Source organism: Paenibacillus sp. S-38, assembly GCF_049942825.1.
Lineage (GTDB): Bacteria > Bacillota > Bacilli > Paenibacillales > NBRC-103111 > Paenibacillus_G.
This window is the reverse complement of record NZ_CP187970.1, coordinates 532,087-557,351: the sequence shown is the minus strand read 5'-3', so window position 1 is coordinate 557,351 and position 25,265 is coordinate 532,087. Positions and strand designations below refer to the sequence as shown.

General features: G+C 57.5%; 22 protein-coding genes. 11 read left to right on the top strand and 11 right to left on the bottom strand.

All coding sequences use genetic code 11. The features are described 5' to 3' along the window. Positions 1–315, top strand: coding sequence for a winged helix-turn-helix transcriptional regulator (locus ACP26L_RS02645; RefSeq protein WP_426450971.1), 315 nt, complete (start codon positions 1–3; stop codon positions 313–315). Between the two features lie 129 nt (positions 316–444). On the opposite strand, the gene ACP26L_RS02640 is transcribed toward ACP26L_RS02645, so the two are convergent. Both ACP26L_RS02640 and ACP26L_RS02635 read right to left on the bottom strand, forming a co-directional pair. Then, on the bottom strand, positions 445–1,848 hold the full coding sequence (locus ACP26L_RS02640; RefSeq protein WP_426450969.1) for an NAD-dependent malic enzyme: 1,404 nt from the start codon (positions 1,846–1,848) through the stop codon (positions 445–447). A 238-nt stretch (positions 1,849–2,086) separates the two neighbouring features. Beyond that, on the bottom strand, positions 2,087–3,103 hold the full coding sequence (locus ACP26L_RS02635) for a TlpA family protein disulfide reductase (protein ID WP_426450968.1): 1,017 nt from the start codon (positions 3,101–3,103) through the stop codon (positions 2,087–2,089). A gap of 163 nt (positions 3,104–3,266) precedes the next feature. Between ACP26L_RS02635 and ACP26L_RS02630 the strand changes: the two genes are divergently transcribed. The 3 genes from ACP26L_RS02630 to ACP26L_RS02620 all read left to right on the top strand — a co-directional run bounded on the left by ACP26L_RS02630 (position 3,267) and on the right by ACP26L_RS02620 (position 5,997). Continuing rightward, entirely contained in the window at positions 3,267–4,055 is a 789-nt protein-coding gene (locus tag ACP26L_RS02630; RefSeq protein ID WP_426450966.1) for a C40 family peptidase, read from the top strand. 260 nt (positions 4,056–4,315) lie between these two features. Further along, complete coding sequence (locus ACP26L_RS02625) at positions 4,316–5,212, top strand: sugar phosphate isomerase/epimerase (protein WP_426450965.1); 897 nt, start codon at positions 4,316–4,318, stop codon at positions 5,210–5,212. Positions 5,213–5,271: 59 nt separating this feature from the next. Beyond that, the gene (locus tag ACP26L_RS02620; RefSeq protein WP_426450964.1) at positions 5,272–5,997 is read left to right on the top strand and encodes a class I SAM-dependent methyltransferase; all 726 of its coding nucleotides are present in this window, start codon (positions 5,272–5,274) and stop codon (positions 5,995–5,997) included. 56 nt (positions 5,998–6,053) lie between these two features. Here ACP26L_RS02620 and ACP26L_RS02615 read toward each other — a convergent pair whose 3' ends face one another. The 6 genes from ACP26L_RS02615 to coxB form a co-directional block, all read right to left on the bottom strand. Beyond that, positions 6,054–6,515 (bottom strand): DUF420 domain-containing protein, encoded by a 462-nt coding sequence (locus ACP26L_RS02615; RefSeq protein WP_426450963.1) that lies wholly within the window; start codon positions 6,513–6,515, stop codon positions 6,054–6,056. A 65-nt stretch (positions 6,516–6,580) separates the two neighbouring features. Then, positions 6,581–7,447, bottom strand: a complete 867-nt coding sequence (locus ACP26L_RS02610) for a cytochrome c oxidase assembly protein (protein ID WP_426450962.1) — start codon at positions 7,445–7,447, stop codon at positions 6,581–6,583. A gap of 132 nt (positions 7,448–7,579) precedes the next feature. Continuing rightward, positions 7,580–7,894, bottom strand: coding sequence for a cytochrome C oxidase subunit IV family protein (locus ACP26L_RS02605; RefSeq protein ID WP_426450960.1), 315 nt, complete (start codon positions 7,892–7,894; stop codon positions 7,580–7,582). Next, positions 7,895–8,518 (bottom strand): cytochrome (ubi)quinol oxidase subunit III, encoded by a 624-nt coding sequence (locus ACP26L_RS02600; RefSeq protein ID WP_426450958.1) that lies wholly within the window; start codon positions 8,516–8,518, stop codon positions 7,895–7,897. Continuing rightward, positions 8,515–10,332, bottom strand: coding sequence for a cytochrome c oxidase subunit I (gene ctaD, locus ACP26L_RS02595; protein ID WP_426454795.1), 1,818 nt, complete (start codon positions 10,330–10,332; stop codon positions 8,515–8,517). Before ctaD ends, ACP26L_RS02600 begins: the two co-directional genes overlap by 4 nt. Positions 10,333–10,403: 71 nt before the next feature. Then, positions 10,404–11,444, bottom strand: a complete 1,041-nt coding sequence (gene coxB / locus ACP26L_RS02590; protein ID WP_426450957.1) for a cytochrome c oxidase subunit II — start codon at positions 11,442–11,444, stop codon at positions 10,404–10,406. 364 nt (positions 11,445–11,808) lie between these two features. Here coxB and ACP26L_RS02585 point away from each other — a divergent pair, with 364 nt between their 5' ends. The 5 genes from ACP26L_RS02585 to ACP26L_RS02565 all read left to right on the top strand — a co-directional run bounded on the left by ACP26L_RS02585 (position 11,809) and on the right by ACP26L_RS02565 (position 17,396). Further along, the gene (locus ACP26L_RS02585) at positions 11,809–12,522 is read left to right on the top strand and encodes a YhcN/YlaJ family sporulation lipoprotein (protein ID WP_426450956.1); all 714 of its coding nucleotides are present in this window, start codon (positions 11,809–11,811) and stop codon (positions 12,520–12,522) included. Between the two features lie 305 nt (positions 12,523–12,827). Then, positions 12,828–14,537, top strand: coding sequence for a DEAD/DEAH box helicase (locus ACP26L_RS02580; protein ID WP_426450955.1), 1,710 nt, complete (start codon positions 12,828–12,830; stop codon positions 14,535–14,537). Between the two features lie 417 nt (positions 14,538–14,954). Then, complete coding sequence (locus ACP26L_RS02575) at positions 14,955–15,545, top strand: guanylate kinase (protein WP_426450954.1); 591 nt, start codon at positions 14,955–14,957, stop codon at positions 15,543–15,545. A gap of 121 nt (positions 15,546–15,666) precedes the next feature. After that, on the top strand, positions 15,667–16,182 hold the full coding sequence (locus tag ACP26L_RS02570; protein ID WP_426450952.1) for a DinB family protein: 516 nt from the start codon (positions 15,667–15,669) through the stop codon (positions 16,180–16,182). 20 nt (positions 16,183–16,202) lie between these two features. Further along, a complete protein-coding gene (locus tag ACP26L_RS02565; RefSeq protein WP_426450951.1) occupies positions 16,203–17,396 on the top strand; it encodes a conserved virulence factor C family protein in 1,194 nt (397 codons plus the stop codon). A gap of 4 nt (positions 17,397–17,400) precedes the next feature. Here the strand turns inward: ACP26L_RS02565 and ACP26L_RS02560 are convergent, their stop codons facing one another. After that, positions 17,401–18,375 carry an MBL fold metallo-hydrolase gene (locus tag ACP26L_RS02560; RefSeq protein ID WP_426450949.1) on the bottom strand — a complete coding sequence of 325 codons (975 nt, stop codon included), beginning with the start codon at positions 18,373–18,375 and terminating at the stop codon, positions 17,401–17,403. A gap of 210 nt (positions 18,376–18,585) precedes the next feature. Between ACP26L_RS02560 and ACP26L_RS02555 the strand changes: the two genes are divergently transcribed. Further along, positions 18,586–19,257 (top strand): thiamine diphosphokinase, encoded by a 672-nt coding sequence (locus ACP26L_RS02555; RefSeq protein WP_426450948.1) that lies wholly within the window; start codon positions 18,586–18,588, stop codon positions 19,255–19,257. Between the two features lie 224 nt (positions 19,258–19,481). Here the strand turns inward: ACP26L_RS02555 and ACP26L_RS02550 are convergent, their stop codons facing one another. Together ACP26L_RS02550 and ACP26L_RS02545 are read right to left on the bottom strand one after the other, a co-directional pair. Beyond that, positions 19,482–21,611, bottom strand: coding sequence for an ABC transporter ATP-binding protein (locus ACP26L_RS02550; RefSeq protein ID WP_426450946.1), 2,130 nt, complete (start codon positions 21,609–21,611; stop codon positions 19,482–19,484). A 30-nt stretch (positions 21,612–21,641) separates the two neighbouring features. Continuing rightward, positions 21,642–23,387, bottom strand: coding sequence for an ABC transporter ATP-binding protein (locus ACP26L_RS02545; RefSeq protein ID WP_426450944.1), 1,746 nt, complete (start codon positions 23,385–23,387; stop codon positions 21,642–21,644). Positions 23,388–23,881: 494 nt separating this feature from the next. On the opposite strand from ACP26L_RS02545, the gene serS reads away from it, so the two are divergent. Further along, complete coding sequence (gene serS / locus ACP26L_RS02540) at positions 23,882–25,168, top strand: serine--tRNA ligase (RefSeq protein WP_426450943.1); 1,287 nt, start codon at positions 23,882–23,884, stop codon at positions 25,166–25,168. Positions 25,169–25,265: the final 97 nt, after the last annotated feature.

Here is a 25,265-nt window from a genome sequence, read left to right as displayed (position 1 = left end):
ATGGAACAATTCTCCCTATGCCCTAAGGTTGAAAGGGGCATGAAGCTGCTGAGCAAACGCTGGGCCGCCCTGATCATGTATCAGCTGCTCACGGGACCGCAGCGTTTCTGCACGATGGAATCGGCCCTTCCGATCAGCGGCAGGCTGCTGTCAGAGCGCCTGAAGGATCTGGAAGCGGAGGGAATCATCAAACGGGAGGTCTTCCCCGAAACCCCGGTACGCATCGAATATTCATTAACCGACAAAGGCCGGGCACTGGAGCCTGTACTAAAGGGGATGGAGGCGTGGTCTCAGGCCTGGGTGGACCCCGGGTAAGCCTGGGGCCTTCCGACTCCATTATTCACCTGACCCTGCCCTTAACAACAATAACGCCTGTCCCCTTGTGTAAGCACAAAGGACAGGCGTTATTCGGCTTGCTATGACCTCGGGAAACCAGCCGCCGGCTTAGCGGAAATCCGGCGGTGTCCGGCGGGCTGTTCCTGTCAGGATAGCCGCTTCCACTACGGCGCGGCGCACTTTGGTGACAACCTGCTCATTAAAGATACTCGGAATAATATAATGCTCGTTAAGCTCCGACTCGGTGACAACCGAAGCAATGGCGCGGGCGGCGGCCAGCTTCATCGGCTCATTGATGCGGCGTGCCCGGCAGTCTAAAGCTCCACGGAAGATTCCCGGGAATACGAGGACGTTGTTGATCTGGTTCGGATAATCGCTCCGGCCCGTTCCGAGTACCCGCACATACGGCAACGCTTCTTCCGGATCGATCTCCGGCTGGGGGTTCGCCATCGCGAAGACAATACGGTCCGGTGCCATGGTTTGTACATCTGCCGCATTCAGCAGGCCGCCGCGGGAGACACCGATGAAGACATCGGCATCGCGGAGCACTTCTTTCAGCGTGCCTTTCTCTGCTTCGACCTGAGGCTGCTCCGCCAGCCACTGCCACATTGGATATTCGTAGCTGCCACCGCGTACGATGGCGCCTTCCCGGTCTACCGGTACCAGACGCGTCACGCCGGCAGCCAGCAGCATTTTGCAGATGGACACGCCGGCCGCTCCGATCCCGTTCACGACGATGCGCACGCTGTCAATCTTCTTGCCGACCACCTTCAGCGCATTAAGCAGCCCCGCTACCACCACAACCGCCGTACCGTGCTGGTCATCGTGAAAGACCGGAATGTCCAGCTCTTCCGCGAGCCGGGTTTCAATCTCGAAGCAGCGTGGGGAAGAGATGTCCTCCAGGTTAATGCCCCCGAAGATAGGTGAGATCGCCTTCACCGTGCGGATGATCTCTTCCGTGTCCTTGGTGTCCAGACAGATCGGGAAAGCATCCACCCCGGCCAGCTGCTTGAACAGCATGGCTTTACCTTCCATTACGGGAGCAGCGGCGTGGGGACCGATATCACCCAGGCCCAGGACGGCCGTACCGTCGCTGATGACGGCTACCGTATTCCGTTTGATCGTCAGCGAATAAGCTTTCTTGGGGTCCTCGTGAATGGCTGTGCAGACCCGCGCCACACCCGGCGTATAGACACGGGATAGGTCGTCCCTGTTTTTGATCGGCAGATTCGGTTGGATGTTAATTTTGCCGCCCAGGTGGGCAAGGAATGTACGATCTGATACGTTGATGAGCTTGATCCCCACATGCGATTTCAGGGCTTCGACGACTGCCGATTCCGCCGATTCCGCTATGTCTACCGTAATGTCCCGGACAGAGGAGTCTTTACCCGGACGGATTACGTCGATCGACGTAATGTCCCCTCCCGCTTTGCCGATCGTAGCCGCAACTTCACCGAACGTAATGTGGTTATGATCCAACTCAATACGCAAGATAATACTCGTCTGTGCCACGCACAATCCCACCCTTTGACCTAAAATGATATACCAATCAGCTCAATATGACCTGTCATATATCCACATGGTACCATGATCTATTACGCTTATCCAATTAAAAAGAACAGATCCCCCTATAGCGAATTTTTATAGAAGATTCCCTGGCGGAACCGCGATTTGATCCGGTGGTGCCTTCCGAAGGCGCCATTTTCCATTGAAGTCATCCCCCCGAAGCCTTTATAGTGTGAGTGTCGCTTCACTTGGCCTTGGCCGCCGCATCCTCAAGCATGTCGACGGTCATAGGGCCCGTATGCTTATAGCGGATAACCCCGTCCTTGTCGATAACGTAGGTAGTCGGATAAGAATGAATATTGTACCCTTCCGTAACTGTACCCTCCTTATCGAGGAGGACCGGGAAAGTGAGCTTCCATGATTCGCTCCAGCCGGACACTACCGGGACACTTACCTCTGTAGTGGTCGCATTCACCGCCAGAATCAGCGGGCCGCCCTCGGGCTGCGCGGCATGGTACGCCTGAAGATGCGGCATCTCGGTGCGGCAGGGCGGGCACCAGGTCGCCCAGAAGTTCACGATGACGGTACGCCCGCGGTAGGAAGAGAGCTTCACACTCGACCCATCCAGCGTGCCGAGTTCAAAATCCGGGGCCGCCTGCCCCGGCTTCAGGCCCACGCCGGCCTCGGCCATTACAGAGCCGGCCTCCGCAGATCGGTCAGCTAACTGGCCGGTGACTGTGGAGACAAGCGCATATGCTGCCAGCAGTGCCGCGGCACGGCGGATCGGCGACTGAAGCGTGCCCCCCGGCCGGTAACGCAGCCACAGGGCAGTCGCAGCCAGCGACAGGATGCTCATCGGCAGGCGCCTGCCGAGCTCCATCGGCTCGAACAGCATCACCCCTAGAGCATAGAGGGTATACCCACCCAAAAGAGATAGAAGCAGCGAATCGCTATACAGGATGCGGTCAAGCCTTTGTCGTTCGGCTGTGTAGATGATGTACAAGCCCGACACGATGGAGGCCAGCCACACCCCCTTCTCTCCCCCATTGAAATACAGGAGGGAAGCAGGATCGCCCAGAATGCTCTGAGGCTCCCACAAGAGGATGCTGAGCTTCCAGACCAGCACCCACAAGAGCAGTGCGGTTTGGACCGCTTCTCCCAGAGGACCGCCGATGCCGCTCCCCCGCAGTCTCAGCCGGAGCAATCCGTACCCTGCGGCGGCAGACAAGAGTATGACGATCAGGTTTTGTGATATGACCAAAGGTCCCAAGACCCACGTTTGCATGATGATTCTTCATCCCCATTCTTACACTCCATATTTCCATTGTGGGGGGATGGCGGCCAAGATGTCAACCGTACGTATGTACCGCCTGATCGCAGCCGTGATCAACAACTAACCAGAAACCGCAGGAGGGAATACTGACATGAAAAAGCAATGGACTATGATGCTGCTCGCTACAACCATTACACTTGGATCGACGGCTTTCATCACGAAACAAGCGGAGGCAGCCAGCGCCCAAATCGTAAGCAGTGTAACCCTTCGCAGTGAGCCTAATACGGGAGCAGCCAGCTACGGATATATCCGTACCGGTGAAAGCGTAGAAATCCTGAGCAAATACAACAGCTTTTGGTATAAAGTGCGTACATCCTCGGGGAAGGAAGGCTATATCTCCACGAGCAGCAAGTATGTAAGCACAAACGGGACGATCCCAACGAGTACAAGCACTACCACTAGCACCAGTACTTCCACTTCGAGCAGTACTGTTTACTCCAGCGCAGCTGTAAGCAAAGTGATTGCAGCCGGTAAAGCTTATCTCGGTACACCATATGAATATGCGTCGGACCGTTCCAATACAAACACCTTTGACTGCTCCGACTTTGTCCGTCAAGCGTTCAAGGATGCCCTTGGCCTCACCCTGCCAAGCAGCTCCCGTACCCAGGGAGACTACGTGAAGTCGATCGGCAAAACCTCCACGAACTGGCGGGACCTGAAGCCCGGTGACCTCATGTTCTTCATGAGCTACAAGGGTGGCAGTGCATCGAGCTATCCAAGCAATAAGTCCGGCCAGACGATCACCCACGTAGGGATCTATCTCGGCGATGGCAAAGTGTTACACACGTATTCCAAAGACTCCGGCGGCGTACGAATTGACTCCATCGCAGGCCGTCACTGGGAATACCGCTTCATCTTCGGCGGCAGCGCCCTGCGCTAATCCGTCTCAAGCTCCGGCTGCCTTTACGGCAGCCGGTTTTTTATTGCTTGCAGGCGAAACAGCGGCTCTGCATGGACGATGGTACAGATGACGGTCAAGATGGTCCTATCCATAGGATGCGTCAAGAGCATCCCTCTCTATGCTCCCGTAAAAGCCGGTATTACAACCTCACATCCAGGGATGGTAAAATAGATAGGGAAAGCTGTTCATTTCATGCTCTGAATGGAGACCGTCCATTTCATTGAACCGGAGGGAGATCATTGAAACCTAGACGCCTGCAGATCGGCATGTGGGGAGGCTTCCGTCCGGACGATTGGGAGCGATTCGGCTCGGAGAGAATCGGCGGCATGGAGATCTCGCAGTTTGCAGACCGCGAAGCCCTGCTGCAGTTCAGTGCCTTTTGCCGCGAGAAAGGCCTGGCCTTTGGTATACATGCCCCCGTACTGGCAAACCGGGGCTATACGCTCCCCCGCTTGACCTCACCCGACCCGGACGAAGCCTTCGAGGCGCTCCTCACGGTGGAGAAAGAAGCAAAGCTTGCTTCTGAGGCGGGAGCCGATTATATTCTCTACCATTACCCCTTCCTGCCTATATTCGGCAGGGCTGATCAATTGCAGTATTCCAATCTTCCAAAGCCTGATGAGCGCTGCGAACCTGATGATCTCACGGAGGACGTGTTCAGCGAGCTTTCCCATCGTCTATTCGACCACCTCTCGGAGCTGCAGCACCGTTATCGGCAAAAGATTGTGCTGGAGCACGACTTCTTTGGCGACTACCAGGACGTCATCGTCCGTATGTTCCAAACGTACCGTGAGATCGAGCTTGCTGTCGATACGGCAAGGCTCGACATTGCGACGAGACTCAGCGCCTCTTTCGATGCGGTCGGGTGGCTGGATGCCGTCGCACCTTCGGTTTATCTCGTACACTACAGCAATGTAAGGTATGCCGAGGACCGGTTCTTCAACCATCAGCCGGTGCAGACCTGGCATAACCATCACCCCGATTATGGCAGGGCCGGTGCCTATCTGAAGCGTTTGGCCGCACGCAGCGACCGTTTCCATGTGACTTTTGAGCATCAGGCCGATCTTTTTAGCCGGGAAGAACTGCTTGAGCTGTATGAGCTTACCGCACAGACGGCAGGCATCCAGACTCCTTGACCTTTCCCTTACGGCAAGGTGTATGCTGTGGACATTCCACTGCAAGGAGGTTTTTAAACATGCCGAATCATGAATTGATTTATCAGACCGAAGCCCATCAATATCATCGGTTGATTGCGGCCCAGCCCGACCTCTCGGGCGTGATTGAGGAGATCTGCCCCTATCGGGGCCTTGATATTCTGGATCTCGGAGCGGGCAGCGGCCGATTGACCTGCTCTCTTCTTCCTTTGGCCCGCACGGTGACCGCTGCAGACCTCTCCCCCGCGATGCTGGAGGAGCTCGTCAGCCAAGCTCCCTCCGCCTATCTTTCCCGCCTCAAGACCCTCACGGCGGACCACCGCCATGTCCCCCTCGCGAGCCAGTCTTTCGACCTCATTGTCTCGGGATGGAGCCTCTGCTACTTGGCTGACAACCATATTCCCGTGTGGGAATCCAACCTGGAGCGAATGATGGATGAGATCGTCCGCCTCCTGCGTCCCGGCGGTACAGTGATCCTCTTTGAAACGATGGGGACCGGTTGTGAAGTGCCCGAGCCGCCGGATTTCCTCCACGGCTACTACGCCCAGCTCCAGGAACGCTACGGTTTCCATCACCGCCGAATCCGTACCGATTACGCGTTCGGTTCCCCGCAGGAAGCGGAGGAGCTGATGCGGTTCTTTTTCGGTGATGCGCTCGGTGATCAGACTGCTCGTAGGGGCGACCCTCTTGTTACGGAATGGGCCGGTGTATGGTGGAAGCACCTGGGGAATCGACAAAACTCCGATCCTCGAGACCAACCCAATTAATCCTTATATACACAAAAAACCTGCTGCATCTCTATGGGATACGGCAGGTTCTTTATTTAGGTGCCCAGGATGGCATCAATCATCGGCTTCGTCTCGCCGCCAGGATACATGACATAGAGCAGGATATAGACCACTACGCCGGTCGGAGCGGTTAACAGCCAAATCACGGCTGTCCAGCGGCCGATCTTCTTATGCTTGGCGAACCGCTTATTGAATGCGTGCAGCAGCGTGATAATCCCGAATACGGCAGCCGATGTAGCGAGCACAATATGGAAGAATAAAAACAAATGATACGCCAGCTTCAATTCTTCCGGCCCACCGAATGTCGTATTCCCCGAAAAGACGGTACGACTGGCATAAACGAGGAAAAAAGCAAGGGCGAAGAAGGCTCCCCACAGCATTAGCTTTTGGTGAGTTTCGCGTTTGCCCCTCATGATCTGGTACCAGCCGAAGGCGACGAAGATCGCGCTAATCACAATGAATAAGGTTGAAATCGTTGGCAGTATAGGCACTTTCACGTTAGGTTTCACCCGTTTCTTATGTAAGACAGACCCTAAGCTATTGGCCTGCCGTTGAGAATGGATTAGGCACGGTTCATCGAACCGGCTGCAGTTGTGTAAGATGATTCACGAAGCTCCTCATCTTCATCCTGTTTTCGCTCCGTCCGGTACCAGCGAATAAACGTATACCATAAAGCCCATCCGTATACGATTTCCTGAACAATCTTCATGATCACGCCTCCGAGCTGCTGATCATCCACCATAGGCAGGTATAGGAGCTGAGGCGGCACGGCCGCATACATCTCATACATGGGCTTCCCTGCGAAGATGATCAATGCGCATGCGGGTGTCAGAAGAACACCATTCAAGAAAATGTAGCCCATCTTCTTGAGCTCCGACATGCGGCTGTATTCAGGAAGCGGGCAAAACACCGGAAACCACAGCTGAAATGCTGAGAACAGGAAAACCGCCTTATACAAGAATAATGCAGCCGGTTTGGCCATAAGCCAATCCATGACCATGGGGATATGGTACATAGAGAAAATAAAGTTGAAGAAGAACAAGGCAAAAATAGGAGAGGTTATCCACCAGACAATACGCTTGATATTCTCTGTACGCAGAGCGGCTCTTAGCAGCCATGCCGGGAGACCAAGCAGCAGAATCGGCGGCATAATCAAGTACAGAATCGATTGCTGAAGCATATGCACACTGAAGTAATAGTGGTGCCCGTAATAGGACAGCGGACTTCCTTCAGCCGCATACCATAAAGCGAGTGCTGTCCAGAACCACATTTTTTGCCGTAAGGTTACCGGCTCGCTGTTGGGGATTTCCTTACGCCAACGGCCAACGGCCAGCGCATATACAACCCCTATGACGACAAATAACAGGAATAAGCCGGGACTCCATAAGGCGGCAAATGACGCGTCGGAACCAAGGGCGGTATGATTCATATGGGTGTTCATCCTCTGCGGCAGCTCCTTTCTTTATTCAGATAAGGTTTGTCAGAATCGTGAAATTTTTCGACAAAATTAAAATGAATAAAAGGAGAGGCGCCTTCAAAAACCAAGCGACCTCTCCTACGCTTACCACCAAACCCAGTATACTGCGGCGGCAACTGCCGATAATGCTACGAACGCTCCAAAGGCCAGACCGACAATCGGGAACATATGTCCCCGGTCCTTCATGTGCATCCAGTAAGCTAGCTGGAAAATCACCTGAACAACGCCGATGCCGACAATGAAGAAGATAATAAACGAGCGATCCAGACCACCGTAGAGCACAACCGCGAAAGCGATCATGGTCAGGATAATCGAAATCAGGTAAGACAAGTAATGGTTTCTCGGACCTTCCAAGCGGTGGCGCTCATTAGGCGAAGACGTGTGGTGTTGGCTGCTCATTTAAGGACCCACCTTCCCCATCAGGTATACGACCGTGAAGATAAATACCCAGACAACGTCGATAAAGTGCCAATACAGACCCGCAACATAGAACTTCGGAGCGGTAACCACTGTCAAGCCCTTCTTAAAGGACTGAATGATCAGCAGTGTAATCCAGAGGACACCGAAGGCAACGTGGGCTCCGTGGAAACCAACCAACGTGTAGAAAGACGAAGCAAACGCACTCTTGGTGAACGTATGACCTTCATGCACATAGTGGATGAATTCATACACTTCGAGACCAAGGAAGGAAAGACCGAACAATACGGTAACCGCCATCCAAGCTTGAACCTTCTTGAGGTCTCCGCGGTGCAGCGCCATTGTGGCGAATACACTCGTCAGGGAACTCGTCAAGAGAATGAACGTGGACAGGGCAACGAGATCCAGTGTGAACAGATGCTGTCCTGTAGGTCCATCCGGCACTTGGTTGCGAAGGGCAATGAAGGAGGCGAAGAGCGTACCGAAGAGTACGCACTCGCCGCCGAGGAACAGCCAGAAACCGAGTACCTTATTCTTACCTTCCAGTGTCGCCGTTTCGGCGTGAGGAGGCAGGGCGCCGCCTACTTCGTGATGTGCTGCACTCATGCCTTTACCCCCTTATCGTTAAGCTCTTCCGGCTCGATGTGGAAGCCGGCGTCGTCATAGACTGAACGCAGGAACATGCAGATAAACGTGATGGCAATACCGAGAATACTGACGAAGTAATTGTGATACATAAAGCCGTAGCCCGAGATAAACAAACCGAGAGACATTACGAACGGCAGAATCGAAGGCGATGGCATGTGAATCGAACCTACCGGCTCGGCTGGCGTCATCTCTTTGTTTCCGGCCATCTTTTCTTTCCAAAAAGCGTCGAATCCGCGAACAAGCGGAGTCTGCTTGAAGTTGTACTCCGGCGGAGGAGAAGGAATGGACCACTCCAGCGTACGGCCGTCCCAAGGGTCAGCCGGCGCATTAGCCGGTTTGCTTGCCGTTGCGATAATGTTGATAAAGAACACGATCGTACCGATACCCATCAGGAAAGCACCGATCGTAGAGATGTAGTTACCTGTCTCCAGTCCGACTCCAGGCTGATATGTAAACACCCGGCGCGGCATCCCCATCAAACCGAGGAAGTGCTGCGGGAAGAATGTCATATGGAAGCCGATGAAGAATGTCCAGAAGTGAATCTTGCCCAGCGTCTCGTTAAGAAGACGGCCGAACATCTTTGGCCACCAGTAATAGGAAGCCGCGAACAGACCAAGCACAAGGCCGCCGACAATTACATAGTGGAAGTGAGCTACGACGAAATACGTATCGTGATATTGGAAGTCTGCCGCAGGAACCGCAAGCATAACCCCGGTAACCCCACCCATAACGAACGTTGGGATGAAGGCCGTTGCGAAGACATTCGCTGTAGTGAAGCGGATCTGGCCGCCCCACAGGGTAAAGAGCCAGTTAAAGATCTTAACGCCGGTAGGCACCGCGATCGCCATCGTGGCAACCCCGAAGATCGCGTCCCCTACAGGACCGATCCCTGTCGTAAACATGTGGTGAGCCCAAACCATGAAGCCCAAGAAGCCGATCAGCGCTGTTGCAAATACCATGGAGCTGTAGCCGAAGAGGCGTTTTCTCGAGAACGTGGAGACGATGTCCGAGATAATACCGAAGGCCGGAAGAATCAGGATATATACTTCAGGGTGACCGAAGATCCAGAAAATGTGCTCCCAGAGAACCGGGTTACCGCCTTTGCTGACATCGAAGAATCCGCCGCCGAAGATCCGGTCAAACATCAGTTCAACAAGACCGACCGTAATCGCAGGGAAAGCAAACAGAATCAGAAGGGAAGTAATGAACGCCGTCCAAGTGAACATCGGCATTCTCATGTAAGTCATGCCTGGCGCACGCATGTTGATAATTGTAACCAGGAAGTTGATACCGCCGATCAGCGTCCCGAGACCTGCAATCTGCAGACCGAGCACATAGAAGTCCATGCCGCCTTGGAATGTACCGGCTTCGCCGTGTACCAGACCCGAAAGAGGCGGATAAGCCGTCCAGCCTGCCGCCGGAACACTGCCGAGGAACCAGGAAGTGTTAAGAAGAACACCGCCGAAGAAGAACAACCAGAAACCGAGTGCGTTGACGAAAGGAAAAGCGACGTCGCGAGCGCCAATCTGAAGCGGTACAACCGCATTCATAAATGCGAAGATGGCAGGCATCGCCGCGAGAAAGATCATCGTCGTACCGTGCATCGTTGTAAGCGCGTTGAATGTGTCGCCAATGAAAATCTTTTGGTCCGGTTGGAGAAGCTGAACCCGGATCAAGATCGCTTCCAAACCGCCCATCAGGAAGAAAATCCCCCCGGCGATCAGGTACAAAATACCGATCTTTTTATGGTCCACCGTGGTAAGCCAATCCATCAGCCCGGTGTGACGTTTTACCGTGTGTGCGTGAGCCACCGTATGAAACCTCCTTTATTCCCTGATGCTCTTTACTTCAATGTCAGCGTGTTGAGATATTTGATAATGTCTTGGATCTGCTGCTCCTCAAGAGCTTTGCTGCCTGGGATCGGCTCGATCGGAGTAGGACCGAAAGCAGGCATTCTTGCGCCTGGCTTCACCGACTGCGGATCGGAAATCCACTCATGCAGACTCTTATCGTTATGCGGCAGAATGCCGGCTACAAGCTCACGAGAAGCAAAGCCGTTCAGGTTCGGACCCGCGCCGAGACCCTGTGCATTGACCGCGTGACAGGAGAGACAGTTGTCCTTGAAGAGCGTTTCGCCGGCCTTGGCATCAGCAGGAACGGTAGAAGGCGCCTTCATATCAGCTACCCATTGATCAAACGCCGCTGCGTCAAGCGATTTCACTTTAAAGTCCATCAGGGCGTGGGACGCGCCGCAAAGCTCCGCGCACTTGCCTTTGAAGGTGTCCACTTCATCGGCTTGCAGGTAAAATACGTTGCTCAATCCAGGGTTCGTGTCCATTTTACCGCCGAGCGACGGAACCCAGAAGGAGTGCTTCACATCAGCCGATGTAATTTCGAATGCAATCTTCTTATTGGTAGGGATGACAAGATCTTGGGCTGTCGAGATGCCGAGTGTCGGATACTCAAACTGCCACCAGAAAGCGTGAGCGGTTACTTTGACAGGCAGTGCATCCTTGTTGTCTCTGTGGTCTTCAAGAAGCTGGAACGTGTACTTCACCGTTGGAACTGCAAGAATCAGAAGCAGGATAATCGGTACAACCGTCCAAATAATCTCGAGCGTATGACTGCCTTCCACTTGCTTTGGAATGATGTCTTCGCCCTTTTTCTTTCTGAAGCGCACGAGGACATACAAGTAAAGAACGAATACGACCACGACGACCAGCAGCATGATCCCGAAGCTGAGCTTCATCAGGAAGAGCTGGTCTCTGGCTACGGGACCTCTCGGTCTCAAGGTGGAAATCGTATCGTCTCCACACCCCGTTAACAGCAACATCATCAACCCGAAAAGAGGGATGAAACGCCACAGATTTTGCCATCGAATCATCTTATCAATCCCACCTTAGAAAGCAAATATTTTTCGTACAAAAAAGGTCATATCTTGTCAATACGCCTGATCACCATATTAACTATAAATTCGTGTCTCTTTTTTGTCAATGAATCTCAGAGAGTTCACAAATTGTTCGTAAGTGTACATTTTTCATGGGTTTAAGCGTTTTGCCTCTCTTTGGTTATTTCCATTAAGCGGTGGTTTTATGCATGTTCTGGTCCCCCTTTCTGTGCCGCATGTTTTCCTCTTGGATGACCCATTCTAGGAAGGAGAATTCCGCATTTGCATCTCCTTTATCCATCTTCACTGCCATATTGCCGAAATCCGCTTCACGACTATCCGGTTCTAAGGAGGAACAACCATGGCACGCGCTCTTCGACTGATCGGCCTGATCTCATCCATCTTCACCCTCGCTGTCGCAGCGGGATGCTACTCCTGGTACGATTACAACAGTGCCAATAACTACGGCAGCAAACGGGATATGCCAAGACAAGATACCTCCCGCGCTTATCAGACTCAGCAGCAGTATGCCCCCGTATCCCACAAAGTAACCAAATTGGAAATGAACCAGAATCTTTCAGATCAGGTGGCGGCGATGGACGGCGTCAATTCGGCCATCGTGCTTGTAGGCGACAGCGTAGCCTACACCGCCATTACGATGGACAATTCGGCAAGCGGTACGCATGGCGGAGACAAGAGGGCCCTGGATTCGAACAAAGACGGACGCTCCCGCGGAGAAAATCCTGCCGGGGACCTTCGCACCTATTATGTAGCCCCCACTCAAAAGATCGACGGGGTCAGCGGCGCTCAAACGGAGCTTCATCATGAACACCTTACCCATCTCTTTAAACAAAAGATCGCCGAGAAAATCCGTTCTATGGAGCCTGCCATCCACGATGTGTATATTACGGCCGACCCCTACGTAATCGATCAATTCACGCGGCTGGCTATTGAAAGCTGGCACGGAAGATCCCTCTCCCCTTTCATTCCGGATTTCGTTCGTACGATGGAGCGGACTTTCGGTACGGATCCTACCATACCGAATCAGGCTGAAGGGAACGGACGGGAATATTAATGGAAGCCTATCAGACTGCACGGGCCGAACTTTGGCTCTGTGCAGTTTCTTTTTGGACCGCCTTCCTGTAGAATGTGGAGATACTATGGATACATTTGGATGAAGCACTCAGCGGCTATGCCCTAATCGTGCGCCTGATCGAATGGTGAAGGTGCCTAACTCCGGCCACCATTATTCCGAAGGCCCCGGTTTCTGATGATTCCAACCAAGAAGCTTCCTATATATATGACTGTTCTCAGGTATGCGGAGCGGGCAGGAAGTTGAAAATAGTCGAAGAGACTTCAAACAGCGGGGAGACTTATATAATGAAGAAAAACGAATTTCAAGCTCTGGGCATCAGCCAGGAGCTTGCCGAAGCACTCCATAAACATGGATATAACGAGCCTACGCCGATTCAGCGGGAAGCGATTCCTTCCGTACTCGGCGGCCATGACGTCATTGCTCAAGCCCAGACCGGAACAGGAAAGACGCTGGCCTTCGTGCTTCCCATTCTGGAAAGTATCGATCCGAACCGTACCCATGTTCAGGCCCTGATTGTCACGCCGACACGCGAGCTCGCGATCCAGATTACCGAAGAGGTGGCTCGTTGGGCGCCTTTGAAGGGCATTCGTGTATTGTCAGCCTACGGAGGCCAGGATGTGGAGCGGCAGATCCGCAAGCTCGAAGGGGCGATCCATATTATCGTCGCAACGCCGGGCCGCCTGCTCGATCACCTGCGACGCGAGACGGTTCAGCTGTTCAAGCTGTCCACGCTCGTCCTGGACGAAGCCGACCAGATGCTCCATATGGGCTTCCTGCCTGAGGTAGTCGAGATCATCTCAGCGACGCCAAGCCGCAGACAGACGCTGCTCTTCTCGGCCACGATGCCGGAGCGAGTCCGCCAGCTTGCCAAAGAATATATGAAGCCGCCGGTGGAGATCGAAGTCAAGGCCAAACGGGTCACATTGGATGAGATCGAACAGGTCGTCGTTCAGACAACGGACCGTGGAAAACTTGAGGCCTTGTGTAAAGCCATGGAAGAAGACCCTCCCTACCTCGGTATGATCTTCTGCCGTACGAAGCTGCGCGCAACGAAGCTGCGGGAAGAGCTCGACGAACGCGGTTACGCTGTGGACGAGTTGCATGGAGATCTGACGCAGGCCAAGCGCGAACAGGTCATGAAGCGGTTCCGTGACGCCAAGATTCAGTTCCTTGTTGCTACGGATATAGCAGCGCGTGGACTGGACGTGGAAGGCATCACTCACGTATATAACTACGATATCCCTCATGATGCGGAAAGTTATATCCACCGGATTGGCCGGACAGGACGAGCGGGACAAACAGGCAAAGCGATCACCTTTGTGGCACAGCGTGACTCCTTCTATCTCGAGGCGATAGAGAAAGGCATCAAGATGCAGCTCGTGAAGCGTCCGGGACGCGGCGGGGCTGGGGCCGAGGATCGAGGAGAGCGCGGAGAGCGCAATGAACGCGGCGCACGCCAAGGAGGCGGACGGCGCGGGGAAGCACGCACTGCCGGTGGACGGGGAGCGCGGGGCACGGCGGGGCCGGGCGGACGCGGGCGTGGAGCGGTGGCTGCAGGCCGCGGAAGCGATAACGCGGAGCGCCGTGGAGCACCGGCTGGCGGCGGACGCGACAGCGCGGCTCGCGGGGCGCGGAGCACGGCGGGGCCAGGCGGACGCGGTGCAGCGGGCGCACGCGGCGGTGAAGGCGCGCTGCCGTGGAGCGGCACGCAGGGCAGCACGCGCGACAGTGCGGCTCGCGGCGAGGGCCGCGGGGCGGCTGGAGCGCGGGGACGCGCAGCGGCCGGGGCACGCGGCAGCGACGGCGGCGAGCGCTGGAGCAGCAGCCCGCGGGCGGGCGGCGAGCGCGGAGTGCGCACGGCGGGCGCACGCAGCGGCGGCGCTGGAGCGCGCGGGCGGTCCGGCGGCGGAACGCCGGAGCGTGGCGGTGCCGGGCGCGGGCCGAAGCCGGCAGGACGCAGCGGTGCAGCCGGAGGCCGCAAGCGCGGCAGATAGCACTGGCGGCTGGCCTACACCATGGGTCTGACCGGCCCGGCGTCAACCCAAAACCGCAAGCGGCGCTCTGAGCGGAATACAACCCCCGGGTTACCGAAGACGTTTGAGATCACACAGCAGCTCCTGAGGCACGCAGCCTGGGGGCTGCTGCCATTTTAGGCACCGCCTTCAACAGGATGAGCCGGCTGGGTCTGCCGCCCCCATACTCCTGAACAAGGGACAGATTAACAGAAGCGTCGGGCATAATCATTTTTGACCTACGGACAAACTCTCTTGAAGCCAAGTGCACAACCCCCTGGATAAAAGCACAGTAAAAACGGTATGTAAGCGATGCCTTTACCTCTTCTTCGAAACCATGTAAAATACAGGTAGATCCACCCGGCAAGGAACTGCACTTCAAATCGAAGGAGGGTTTCCATGTACGAGCTGAAAGACACCGAAATCATTTTTGTATTCACCGGCCCAAACGGCGCAGGCCGCCGTACGGTCGCCCAGATGTCCGGAAGTACGTTAGGCGTGAAGCAGGTCATATCGTATACGACACGCCCTCCGCGCTCATCCGAAGTTGACGGGCAGGACTATCATTTTATTTCCAGAGATGAGTTCAAAGCCGCCGAGGAGAAGCAGGAATTTATCGAAGTCATCGAGATCGACGGAAACTGTTACGGCATCAAAGAGACGGATGTTGCCGAGCAGCTCCAAAAATTCGGTGCGGTCTACCTCGTGTTAAACCGGTTCGGTGCGGAAGCCTTAAAGAAGGTATACGGGGACCGGGTTGTCCGGATCTTCATCTATGCAGACCGGGACACCGTGCTCAAACGGGAACAGGAACGCGGAGACTCCCAGGAGCTCATCGACCGGTATATGTCCCATTATGAGGAAGAGATAGCGTATAAGGATTCCTGTGAGCATGTGTTCGAGAATCTGGATCTCGCCCACACGGTATTCGATCTGACCAAAGCGTTGGACGATACATACCTGCACCGGAACCTTCTGGATCTGGATTGATCATTCACGCAAGACTTCCATCCCGAGACGGATGGAGCCTATAATACATTGTCTACACCAAGGACCCGAGGCCTCTTCACGGAGGCTCAAGGTCCTTTTTCGAAAATGAGGAGGAGAATCCATGACATTGGCAAAACCGGAGCAAAACGAGTACAATGCGTTTTATGCAGGTTACATCTCACAGGTTCCCGAAGGGGACGTGAGCCTTCACTTGACGGAACAGCTGGGGAAGACCGCACGGCTGGTGGCAGGCCTGACAGAGACACAGGCTTTGCACCGTTACGCTGAAGACAAGTGGAGCATCAAAGAGGTGCTGGGCCATATCGCCGACACCGAGCGGGTGATGAGCTACCGCCTGCTTCGCGTAGCCCGGGGTGACACCACTGCGCTGCCCGGGTTCGATCAAGACCTGTTCATCCGGGGCGCCTCCTTCGACGAGTGGCCTCTGCAGCGCCTCGCCGATGAATTGGCCGCCGTCCGGCAGTCCACACTCAGCCTGATCTCCGGACTGTCCTCAGCCGATTGGCTCCGTGAAGGAACGGCGAGCGGATACCCGGTCTCCGCCCGGGCGCTCGCGTACATTATCGCGGGCCATGAACTGCACCATCTGCGGATCATCCAAGAACGATATATATAATAGAAGGAGTTTGTACACCGATGCCCATCGTATCCATTGAACCGACCCCAAGCCCCAACACCATGAAAATCAACATGAGCGAGTCGCTGCCGAGCGGTGTACGCGAAACCTACACCCGTGAGCAGGCTGCGGAAGCCCCTACCCCCGAGCTGCAGCGCCTCCTGGCGATCGAGGGAGTCAAAGCCTTCTACCGCGCAGCGGATTTCATTGCGGTGGACCGTCTGCCGAAAGGCGATTGGAGCCGGATTCTCGCCGAGGTCCGGGAGGTGCTCGGTGTCGCTGATTCCACCCAGCCTGAGGGTAGCCCCACTTCCTCTCCGGCAGCCTCCGGGGCCGGGAACGGAGAGGGAGCATCGGCGGAGGCCTCCTTCGGCGAGGTTCACGTATTCCTGCAGCACTTCCGCGGCATTCCGCTGCAGGTGCGTGTCTCCAGCGGCGATGAAGAGCAGCGCGCCGCTCTGCCCGCACGCTTCAGCGATACGGCAGTCCGAGCAGCCTCCGCTTCACCCAACCTGATCAAGGAACGCACCCTGGAGGAGTGGGACACCCGCTACGGTTCCCTGCAGGAGGTGCTGGACGAAGTGGTGCAGGAGCTCGATGCCGCCTATTCCGATGCGCAGCTTGAGGAGCTGGCAGCCCAAGCAGCGGCCGGAGCCGGCACCGGTGACGCCCAGCAGCGCGCGGAGAAAACACGGCGTGAGCTGTCTTACACGGAGGCGGAGGAACTGCTGCGTTCGCCCGAATGGAAGGAGCGCTATGCGGCGCTGCGCCGGATTCAGCCTTCCGCCGAGACGCTGCCTCTGCTGCTCATCGCCTTGGACGACGAGCAGGCCGCGGTACGCCGTCTCGCCTCCGTGTATCTGGGCGATCTCAAGGATCCCGTAGTGCTTCCGCATTTGTACCGGGCGCTCCAGGATCCTTCCCCCTCCGTCCGCCGTACTGCCGGGGACACGCTGTCCGATCTAGGCGATCCGGCGGCACAAGAGGCTATGATCGCTGCACTCTCCGATCCGAACAAGCTGGTCCGCTGGCGGGCTGCCCGCTTCCTGTACGAGCTCGGAGACGAACAGGCGCTGCCTGCCCTGAAGGCGGCTGAAGACGAACCCGAATTCGAGGTTCGCCTGCAGATTCGCATGGCCCTCGAGCGGATCGAGGGCGGCGAAGAGGCCGCCGGCTCCGTCTGGCAGCAGATGTCCCGCCGGGACCGCAGCTAACCGATCAGCCTCCGGCGCCCACGGTTTCGGCCAGCGGCCGTATCGTCTCCCCGAAGGTCAGCACACGCAGCCGTTCGGGAGCGAGGCCATGGCGTTCCCACGCCGCGTGAAGCCGGTCCAAGGCTTCGCGCGGCGTGTCGTCTGCCAGGCGGAAGGTGCCGTAATGCATCGGCACACAGACCTGTGCGCCGCAGTCGATGAAGGCCTGGACAGCTTCTTCGGGATTGACATGCTGCTTGCCGGTATACCACTCGGGGTCGTAGGCCCCGATCGGCATCAGCGCCCAACCGATGCGGAAGCGCTCGCCAATGGTTTTGAAGCCCCCAAAATAGGCGCTGTCCCCCACAAAATAAAGGGCAAGCCGCTCCCCATGATGGGTGACAGGACGCAGAACCCAGCCCCCCCAATGGGATGCGTTCGTATCGAAGAGCGTTCTGCGGGTCCAGTGCTGGGCCGGAACAAAATGAAGCTCCAACCCGTCAAGCCTCACCGTGTCCCACCAATTCACTTCCGTAATCTTGTGAAATCCGCTGCTTCGCAGCTTCTTGCCAAGCCCGACGGGCACGAGCATCTGCACACCCGGATTGTGCTGATGAACCGTGCGTAGGGAAGGCATATCCATATGGTCATAATGACTGTGCGACAGCAGTACCGCATCAATGCGCGGAAGGTCGGCCGGCATCAGGCCGGGAGGCGTCAGCCGCTTCTCCAGCCCCATCCGCTGGGCCCAAACCGGGTCTGTCAGCAGGTTTTTGCCCTCCATTTGCAGCAGGAATGAAGAATGGCCGATCCAAGTCATCGTCGGTTCGGTATGATTGCTTTTCAGAAATTCAATCTGCTTCTCCGCGCACTGGGGGACCATGTAGCTCCAGTCCTTGAGCTTGATTTTTTTGCGTTCCTTCCGCCACTTTTGGATAAAAGGCAGCTTTTTGCGCAGACGAATGCCGTCCATGTTCTCGTACCGCCCCTTGATTTTCATCAGTCCGCCTCCTTTGGCCGGATCCTCTCCAGACCCTTTGTTCTTGTTATTACCCCAGCCGCACCTCTTGTATGCGCCCTGTGCCCCGAAGAAAAGCCCTCAAGCACACATTTTATCATTCCTTCCGGCCGAAGACCTCCTCTATATCCTTCCCCTCCGCTTATGCTACAATGAGGAAAAGCATGGTACCCGGAAAGGATCGGTTCGCTTATGAGCGCTGCGGCGCGTTTTGTCATTTTTTCCGGAGGCGTCCTCGGTCCCTGGGCCCTTCGTCTTCTCCAGCCAGGGGACAAACTGATCGGTGCTGACCGCGGCGCCCTCTTCCTCACCGAACAGGGCCTTCGTCCGGATATCGCCCTGGGCGACTTCGATTCCGTGAGTGCGGAAGAGCTGGAGCACGTGCGCAAGAGCAGCATCCGTTTCCTTGCCTGTGACCCGGTGATGAAGGATCTGACCGACACGGAGATGGCCTTCAACTGGGCGCTGGAGCAGGGGGCCCGCGAGATCGTCATGGCCGGCGTGCTCGGCAGCCGCTGGGATCATTCTCTCGCGAATGTGCATCTGCTCCGCCGCGGCCTCCTGGCCGGCGTGCCGTGCCGGATTGCCGACGAGTATAACGACCTGCAGCTGATCGCTGCGGATACACCGTTGAAGCTGCAGAAGAGCCCCCACACGCACGTATCCCTGCTCCCGCTGACCCTCGATGTACATGGCATTTCCCTGGAGGGGTTCCAGTATCCGCTTCACGAGGCTTCGCTGACCATCGGACAGTCCCTCGGGATCTCCAATGTCCTTGTCGAAGAGACGGGTACCGTACAGATCCGGGAAGGGCTGCTGCTGGTCATCCGCAGCCGGGACCCTGAACCGAAAATGAGCATCTAGACGCCTGAAGCGACGAAGGCAATTCCCGGTATGCGCCGGAGCTCACAGTAAAACAAAGGACAGGGACGGCCGAAGGAGCAGCACTCCCTCTCCACCCGCAGGCCGCACTGCTCGAACCGGCCAAGATGGCCGGCTGCGCCCCTGCCAAGCAAAAGGACCGCACCCGATATGATCCGGGCCTGCGGTCCTTTTATTGTACATATTCCCCGTCCTTACCCGGATAGCTACGCTGACGTGGTCTGCACCGTGCCTCCCGACTGCAGCTGGTACATCCGGTAATACCGGCCCCGCAGCTCCATCAGGGTCTCATGCGTCCCGCGTTCGACGATCTCGCCGCGGTGCAGCACCAGAATCTGATCCGCCTCCCGGATGGTGGAGAGCCGGTGGGCGATCACGAACGTCGTGCGCCCTGCGCTGACCACCCGCAGCGCCTCCTGAATCAGGCTCTCGGTCTCGCTGTCGATCGAAGCCGTCGCCTCATCGAGAATCAGGATGGCCGGATCGAAGGCCAGCGCTCTGGCAAAGGAGATCAGCTGCCGCTGCCCCGCTGACAGGGTGCTGCCTCGCTCGACGACCCGCTCGTCATAGCCGCCCGGCAGCGCCTCGACGAAACCTGCGGCCCCTACGTCCGCCAGCGCTTTGCGCACCTGCTCCGGACCGATGCTGCCATTATAGAGGGACACGTTAAACTTGATGTCCCCTGTGAAGAGGAACGGATCCTGGAGCACGATCCCCATGTGCTTGCGGAGCGCCTGCTTGGAGATAGTGCGGATCTCCTGCCCGTCGATCAGAATCCTTCCGTCCGAGGGCTCGTAGAAACCGAGCAGCAGGTTCATGATCGAGCTTTTGCCCGATCCCGTGTGGCCCACCAGCGCCACGGTCTCTCCCTTGTTCGCCTCGAAGGTGATGCCCCGCAGCACCGGCTCGCCTTCTTTGTAAGCGAAGGTGACATTGTCGAACCGGACCTGTCCCTGCGGCCGCGGAACTTCATCTGCCCGGGCCACCTCCGTCCCCTCAATATCCATCAGGCCGAACACCTTTTCCGCCGATACCACCGCCCGCTGGGCATTCATGAGCTGATCGAAGATGCCGATGATCGGCTGGAAGAAGCGGCCCGTATAATCGATGAAGGCATAGAATACCCCAAAGGAGATCACCGACTGCAGCGACTGCCCCCCGAAGTACCAGATGGCCCCTGCCGTAAACAAGGAGCCCACCAAGCCGGTGAAATTCCGCGAAGAGAGCGAGAACAGCCGGATCTGCTTGATATTCGCACGGTAGCGGTCCTCATTCAGCGCGTTGAACTCGCCCATCCTGTTCTTCTCCTGCCGGAAGGCCTGCAGAATAGGCATGACGTTGATCGACTCGTTGAGCATGGCGTTCATATCGCTGAGCCTCGCGCGCATCACGGAGATGTATTTTTTGGAATACTTGAGATGCACGTACATCACGATGGTGAAGAGCGGCATGAAGACGAGCGTCACCAAAGCCAGCCGGTAGTCGAGCAGGAACAGCGCGATATAGATCCCGATGATGTTAATCGAGCTGACCACGAAGGTCGCCATGAAGCTCATGAACAGGTCTCGCACCGCCTCCGTGTCGTTGGCGATCCGTGAGACGACCTGGCCGATCGGCGTGCTGTCAAAATAGCGGATCGGCATGCGCTGAATGTGATTCATGAGATCCATGCGCATCTGCTGGATGATGCGAAGCGCTGTCGTCTGCAGCGTAAATCCCTGGATATAATGCAGGGCGCTGCCGAGCACCAGCAGGCCGAAGAAGATCGCCAGCCACCGGATGACCTCCGGAATGTCGTAACGGTAGAACGCCACCGTCTCGCCGGTGGTCAGCTTGCGGGCCGGCAGCAGCCGGGTCTCCCCGCCCGCTCCCTTCCAGGACAGCACCGAGGCGTCCGCACCGGCTCCCTCTTGGCTAACGGACCAGGAACCGCCGGTCAAGCCCCCGGCATCCCGGAGCAGATACATGCCGCTGCCCAGCTGCAAAATCCGGGCTTCGCGCCAGAACGCCGGGCGCTCGGACGGCCCGGACTCCGGAGGAACCGCTTCCCCTATCCAATCCTGGCGTACATACACAGCGCCATCCAGCTCCACCTGCCGGGTACCCCCGGGAAGAGAGACGTCGCCTCCCCTCCACTCATACCAAGGCTGAGCGATTCCCCCGATGTGCCGGTCAATGATGGTCTTCGCGATAAAGGGTCCGGCCAGCTCTGCGCCCACGGCACAGCAGAGCACGAGCAGCGCCGCGGCAATCCGGTATTTGTACAGGAGCGCATAAGCGAGCAGTCTGCGAAAAACCGGGACCCTCGCTTCCCCTGCATTCGATTGCGGTTCCATATGGATCGTCGTACCTCCTTCGTCTTGCCTCTAGGTTTCGAGCAGGTTCGCCTCAAGCTGCTGCCGCTCGAACTGCTCCTTGTACCAGCCGCCGCGCTGCATCAGCTCCTCGTGGCTTCCTTCTTCACTGATCCTGCCGTCTTCCAGCACCAGAATCCGGTCGGCATGCATCACCGCCGACAGCCGGTGGGTGGCGATCAGCGTCGTCCGCCCCGCCCGCTGGGCCCGCAGCGCTTCGAGGATGGCGCTTTCCGTCCGTGCATCCACCGCTGACAGCGAATCGTCCAGGATCAGGATCTCCGGATCGGCGAGCAGGGCCCGCGCAATGCTGATCCGCTGCTTCTGCCCCCCGGAGAGCATGACGCCGTTCTCGCCGACGATCGTCTCGAGCCCCTGGGGCAGCATTCCGATATCGGCAGTGAACGATGCCATCGCGATGGCCCGGGCAATCTCTTCCTCCGAAGCATCCGGCCGGGCCAGAGCGATGTTGTCGCGCACCGACTTCGAGAGCAGCAGATGCTCCTGCGGCACATAGCCGATCCAGCCGCGGACCCGGCTCATCGACAGCTGCTCGATCCCCGTGCCGGAGAACAGCACCGCCCCCGGTTCCACCGGATAAAAGCGCAGCAGCTGTTTGAGCAGGGTGCTCTTGCCGCTGCCGGTCCGGCCGACCAGCCCGAGGGTCCGGCCTCGCTCCAGCCGCAGCGACACGTCCCTCAGACTGTCCTGCGCCGCCCCGGGATACCGGAAAGTCAGGTTCCGCAGCTCGATCGAATCGGGCCGGTCTACCTCCGCAGGCTGCTGCGGATCCTGTACCTCCGGCGTCTGCGCGAAGCTGGCGGATACCCGGTCTACGGAAGCCGTGCCGCGCTGCAGCACGTTGATGAACTCGCCGAAGGCGATCATCGGCCAAATCAGCATGCCGAGATAGATATTGAACGACACCAGCTGGCCGAGCGTGATCTCATGATGAAACACGAGATAAGCCCCGTAGCCGATCCCGATGATGAAGCTCATGCCAACGATAAGCGAAATAGCCGGATGGAACAGCGCCTGAACCGCCGCCACCCGGATGTTGAGGTTCATGACATCCTTGGTCACGCGGTCGAAGGAGGCCAGGTCGTGCTCCTCCTGCACATACGAGCGGATGACCCGCATGCCCGAGATGGATTCCAGCGCCTGGTCATTCATCCGCCCGAAGGCCGCCTGCGCCGCGATGAACCGGGCCCGCGTCTGCTTGCCGAGCACGCTGATCAGCAGGGTCAGCAGCGGCAGGGGGATCAGGGCGGCCAGCATCAGCTTCCACGAGATAAGCGAGATCATCGTGATCAGCACGACCGACGTGCCGACGATCGTATTGACGAGCGTCATCACCCCGTAGCCTGCCGTCTGGCCGATCGAAGGGATATCGTTGGTGGCGAGAGCCATGAGCTCTCCGGTGCTGTTGCGGTGGAAGAACGAAGGAGACATCCGCATGAAGTGCGAGACGAGCCGGCTTCTCAGCATCCTCTCGAGGAGCAGCGAGTTACCGAACAGCGTCGTAACCCAAATGTAAGTGATGACATACATAAACAGAGCCAGACCGGCGAGCAGCAGGACATGGCGCTGCAGCTGGTCACCGGTCAGCGCCCCCGTACGGATCTCATCGATTACACTGCCGATCATCCGGGGCGGCACGATGCCCAGCACATTCACAATCGCCATAAGCAGGACGGCACCGAGATACCAGACCCACCGTTCGCGGAAAAACCAGGCCAAGCGGTTGACAAACGTCACGACTTTTTCACCTCTCTGGGGCTAACGGATGAAGACAGCTCATCATAACCCGGCCCCGTTTATTACCATATCACTACCATACCATATTTGGATAAGGCTGCCACCAGAAAAGTTCATTGCTAACGAACCTTTCCTCCGTTTCGGTATCAACCTGCCGCCCCCCCTTGCCGCTCCTACACCTACCTAGGAATGGTCCTATCCCAAACCTTATGGGCACCTTCCCCTTGATGATTCTTTCCGGATTGCGTATACTATTACAAAAGCATCCAGCCATTATGCCAATGATGAGCATCCAACTCGGAGGCGTTTTCGTCAAGGGACTCCGTCCCCTAAGCTAACCGGGCCCGCCCGTTACCGCGGAACCAAGATGGATCGGACCCTGGAGTCCGGTCAAGTTGGGTGGCACCGCGAGTCCAAGCGCTCCTCGTCCCATACGGATGAGGGCGCTTTTTGTGTTTTTTTGGACCCCAAACCCACACAAAGGAGCGGTAACGATGCTGGACATTCAATGGATTCGGGAAAACAAGACGAAGGTGCAGGAGGCGGCCGAGCTCAAGGGCATCCCCTTGGACGTAGAGGAGCTGCTCGCCTGCGATGAACGATGGCGGGCGCTGCTGCAGCAGGTAGAGGAGCTGCGCGGCAGCCGCAACCGGCATTCGCAGGCTATCCCCGGCTGGCTGCGGGAGGGCCTGCAGGAAGAAGCGGAGGCTGCCAAGCGGGAGGTCCGCCGGGTGAACGGCGAGCTGGTCCTGCTTGAAGCGGAGCTGGCCGGGGCCGAGCGGCTGCGGGCAGACCTGCTGCTGCGTGTGCCGAATGTGCCTTCGGAGGATACCCCGCGGGGACGCTCGGACGCGGACAACGTCGAGATCGCCCGCTGGGGCGAGCCGCCGCAGTTCGGCTTCGAGCCGCTGAGCCACACCGCCCTCGGGGAGCGGCACCGCATCATCGACCTCCCCCGGGGCGTCAAGGCGGCCGGAAGCCGCGGCTATTACCTGCGCGGGGCCGGGGCGCAGCTCCACCGGGCGGTACAGCAGCTGGCCGTAGACCTGCTGATCGCCGAAGGCTTCACGCAGCTGGAGGTGCCGCTCGCCCTCCGGCCGGAGGCGTTCCGCCACGCCGGCTTCTTCCCTCTCGGGGAAGACCAGGTGTACCGCCTCGATGGAGAGGACCGGTACCTGGCCGGCACCTCGGAGATCCCACTGCTGCACTATTACAGCGGAGAGACCGTCGACGTCGCGCGGCCGATCCGGCTTGCGGCGGTGTCGAGCTGCTTCCGCAGCGAAGCAGGCTCGGCCGGCCGGGATACGCACGGCCTGTACCGGGTGCACCAATTCGCCAAGGTGGAACAGGTGGTGCTCTGCGAGGCCGATCACGGGACCGCCGAAGCGCTGCTGCAGGAGATCACGGGACATGCGCAGCGCCTGCTCCGTCTGCTCGAGCTCCCTCACCGCACGGTCGCCGTCTGTACCGGAGACATGTCGCAGAAGACCTTCAAGCAGTACGACATCGAGACTTGGATGCCGAGCCGCGGCGCTTACGGAGAGACCCACTCGTCGTCGAACCTGCTCGACTTCCAGGCCCGCCGGGCCGGCATCCGGTACAAGGATGGAGACGGACGGCTGCGGTACTGCTATACGCTCAACAATACGGCCGTCGCTTCGCCGAGAATCCTCATCCCTCTGCTGGAGAATCATCAGCAGGAGGATGGATCGGTCCGCATGCCCGAAGCGCTGCGGCCTTATATGGGCGGCCTCGGGCAGCTCATCCCTCCGCAGGACTAAGCGCTTCCCTTCTGTCGAGATCCCACGGTGAGCCGCAGCACTTCCCCGGCCCGCCTGCCGCCGGGCGCCGGGCATGCCAAGAAGCCAGTCTCCGGCA